The organism is Streptomyces morookaense, from assembly GCF_013030945.1.
GTDB classification, from domain to species: domain Bacteria; phylum Actinomycetota; class Actinomycetes; order Streptomycetales; family Streptomycetaceae; genus Streptomyces; species Streptomyces morookaensis.
The window spans coordinates 1-2894 of sequence record NZ_JABBXF010000009.1; the positions used below are offsets into that span (position 1 = coordinate 1).

Below are 2894 nucleotides of genomic sequence, written 5' to 3' on the forward strand. Positions count from 1 at the left end.
CCGTGCGACCGTCTGGGCATACAACTCTTCGAACTCCTCAGCGGTCAACGGCCACTCCCGGATCTCCCGCTTCACTGCGCATACGCCCGGCCCAGGGCATCCGGTCGACACCAGGCACGAGAAAGCACAAGCACAGTGGCGGCGTTCAACGGCACTGGGTGCGCAGGCTGGTGAGGCAGTCCGCGGCCCGGCGCTGCGGGTCGGTGTCGGTGCTGGCCCAGGCGATCCGGGCGTCCGGCCGGATGAGGACTGCGGTGACGTCCCACCAGATCGGGTCTGCCGTGGCGGTGTCGGCGGAGGCCGCCCGCTGTTCCAGGCCGTCCGCGGAACATGGTGTGCGGGTCCCGCCGAGGTCCAGCAGCAGTGGCCGGCCGTGGTGCATCAGCGAGTGGGGGGTGGGTGCGCCGGCCGCGTCCAGGGTGAGGCCGGCCAGTCGGGTGCCGTCGAGCGGGTGCGCGCCGGGTGCGGTGTCGGCGGGGAGCGGATCGTCGAAGCCTGCGATCCGGCGGGCCCACTGCCGGTTGGTCCGCGGTTCGGCCAGGGCGGCGGACCAGACCTCGCGCAGTGCGATCTGCTCCGGGCTCGCCGCCGCGAACAGGGCGAGTTGCGCGCGGGTGTTGTCGATGACGGCGCGGGCGGCCGGCCGGCGCTCCGTGTCGTAGCTGTCGAGCAGCCCGTCGGGGGCCCGGCCCTGGAGGGTGGCGGCCAGCTTCCAGCCCAGGTTGGTGGCGTCCTGGATGCCGAGGTTCATGCCCTGCCCACCGGCCGGGAAGAACATGTGCGCCGCATCCCCGGCCACCAGCACCCGTCCGGCCCGGTACCGCGCGGCCTGCCGGGTGGCGTTGCCGTAGCGCGAGAGCCACCGGGGGTTGCGGATGCCCAGGTCCCGTCCCAGAAGCGCCCGGGTCTGCTCGCGCACCTCGTCCAGGGTCAGCGGTTCGCCGGTGCCGTGATGCATGGTGGCCGTGGACAGACCCGCCAGCCGGTGGACGCCGTCGCCGATCGGGGCCGCGAGAAACGAACCGGCCGGCCCGGTGGCGGCGAGCGGCGCGGTGGGCGGATCGTCGAGTTCGACGTCGGCGAGCCACCCGGTCAACGTGGCGTCCTGGCCGGGGAAGTCGATGCCGGCCGCCTGGCGTACCGCGCTGCGGGTGCCGTCGCAGCCCACCACCCAGCGGGCCTGCACGGTCCGGTGGGTGGTGCCGGCCCGGATCACCACCTCGACGGCGTCCGGCCCCTGGGTGAGCGAGACGACCTCCTCCCCGCGCACGACCCGGGCGCCCACGGCGAGTGCGTGCTCCTCCAGGAGCTGTTCGGTGACGGACTGGCCGAGCGCCAGCATGAACGGGTGCACCGCCCCGACCGTGGAGAAGTCCAGCCGGGTGGTCGCCGCGCCGAAGTGGCCGGTCGGCACCGGGGTGCCGCGTTCGATGAACCGCTCCGCCAGGCCGCGGGTGGCGAAGGTTTCCAGCGTGCCGGCCTGCATGCCGACCGCGCGCGACCGTCCGTCCGGCGCCGCCCGGCGTTCCACGACGGTCACCTCCACCCCCTGCAGGCGCAACTCCGCGGCGAGCCACAGCCCCACCGGGCCGGCCCCGGCGACGAGCACGTCGAGCATGACAACCACTTCCTCTCACTTCTGGGACGAAGCACCATGACGGCGGCGCCCCGGTGCGTCGGCACAGGGGCGGCCTCGTGGCGTCGGATGGGCAATGCGGCTCAGCGGGCGCTGCCGAGATTCCGGTCGGCGTCGGCGCCTTCGAGCATGAGGGTGGTCTCCTCGATGCGGCGGAAACGGCCGTCGGGGGCGAACTCGCCGAAGAGGTAGACCTCCATGCGGACGGTGGAGCCGTCGGTCTTGATGACCTCCATCGTGTGGCGGTCGGCGTAACGATCGCCGGAGGCGAGTTCGTCGTGCACCTCGACCGAGCCGCCGGCGACGATCGTGCGCAGGTGGGCGATGTGGGCGAGGAACTCGGTGCGGTCCGCCCAGCTTCCGTCGGTGCGCTGACGGTAGTCGGGGGCGAAGTGCCGATCGGCGGCCTCGTCGAGGTCGAGGCCCGGGGTGAGGAGCAGGTCGGTGAGGGCGGCGCGGGCGTCGGTGTGGGTGCTGACGGTGGTCATGACGGTCCCCTTGGAGTTCGCGTTGCGAGCAGAAAGTGCGTGCGCCGAGCACGCATATGCACCGTACTACAGATTGCGTGCGCCGCGCACGCTATCCTTGGGTCATGCCTGACGATGTGGGACACGAAATCGCCGACGCCCTGGGAACTCTGCTCAAGCGAGGCACCCGGGCACACCTGTACGGGCGCCTGACGGAAGGCCTGGGCGAGGCGGTGGACGAGACCACCTACCCCGTTCTCAGCGGGCTCGCCCGGACCGGCCCGTGCAGCGCTGCCGACCTCGCGGGCGAGATCGGCCTCGACCGCTCCGGCGTCACCCGCCGCGCCACCCGCCTGGAGGAAGCGGGCCTGCTGCGCCGCGAACCCCACCCCGACGACCGCCGCGCCACCCTGCTCGCCCTGACCGAAACCGGGCAGCGGGTGGTGCAGACCACCAGGCAGCGCCTCGCCACGCTCATCGAAGCGTCCCTCACCTCCTGGCCGCCCGAGGAAGCTCAGAGTTTCGCCCGCCAACTCCACCGCTTTGTCGCCACGGGGCCCTTCACGGAATCGTGACGCCGGCACGCGTCGCCGAATCGGCGTTCCGGTGACCGTGATGCCTGCGCCCATCCGGCTGGTGCGCAGGAAGTGGGCTCCGTGGTGGCCGTCTCCGCCGATCAGAGCGAAGACGGCATGACTGCCGCGCCTCGCCACACTCATCGCCACGTCCAAGCCCGGCGTCCCGTCCCGGCGCCCGACGAACGCGTTTGTCACGACCTTGTTCGCAACGAA

Annotated in this window: 3 protein-coding genes; 1 reads left to right on the forward strand and 2 read right to left on the reverse strand. The window is 72.5% G+C overall.

Features of this window, described 5'->3' with window-relative positions; translation table 11 throughout:
• Positions 1-145: 145 nt before the first annotated feature.
• On the reverse strand, positions 146-1618 hold the full coding sequence (locus HG542_RS05615) for an FAD-dependent monooxygenase (protein WP_171078932.1): 1473 nt from the start codon (positions 1616-1618) through the stop codon (positions 146-148).
• A 101-nt stretch (positions 1619-1719) separates the two neighbouring features.
• Positions 1720-2124, reverse strand: coding sequence for a nuclear transport factor 2 family protein (locus HG542_RS05620; RefSeq protein WP_171078933.1), 405 nt, complete (start codon positions 2122-2124; stop codon positions 1720-1722).
• A gap of 104 nt (positions 2125-2228) precedes the next feature.
• Between HG542_RS05620 and HG542_RS05625 the strand changes: the two genes are divergently transcribed.
• Positions 2229-2678 (forward strand): MarR family winged helix-turn-helix transcriptional regulator, encoded by a 450-nt coding sequence (locus HG542_RS05625; protein ID WP_171078934.1) that lies wholly within the window; start codon positions 2229-2231, stop codon positions 2676-2678.
• Positions 2679-2894: the final 216 nt, after the last annotated feature.

Coding starts and splice junctions, on each gene's coding strand:
- HG542_RS05615 (WP_171078932.1), bottom strand. CDS start 1,618: ATGCTCGACGTGCTCGTCGCCGGGGCCGGCCCGGTGGGGCTGTGGCTC.
- HG542_RS05620 (WP_171078933.1), bottom strand. CDS start 2,124: ATGACCACCGTCAGCACCCACACCGACGCCCGCGCCGCCCTCACCGAC.
- HG542_RS05625 (WP_171078934.1), top strand. CDS start 2,229: ATGCCTGACGATGTGGGACACGAAATCGCCGACGCCCTGGGAACTCTG.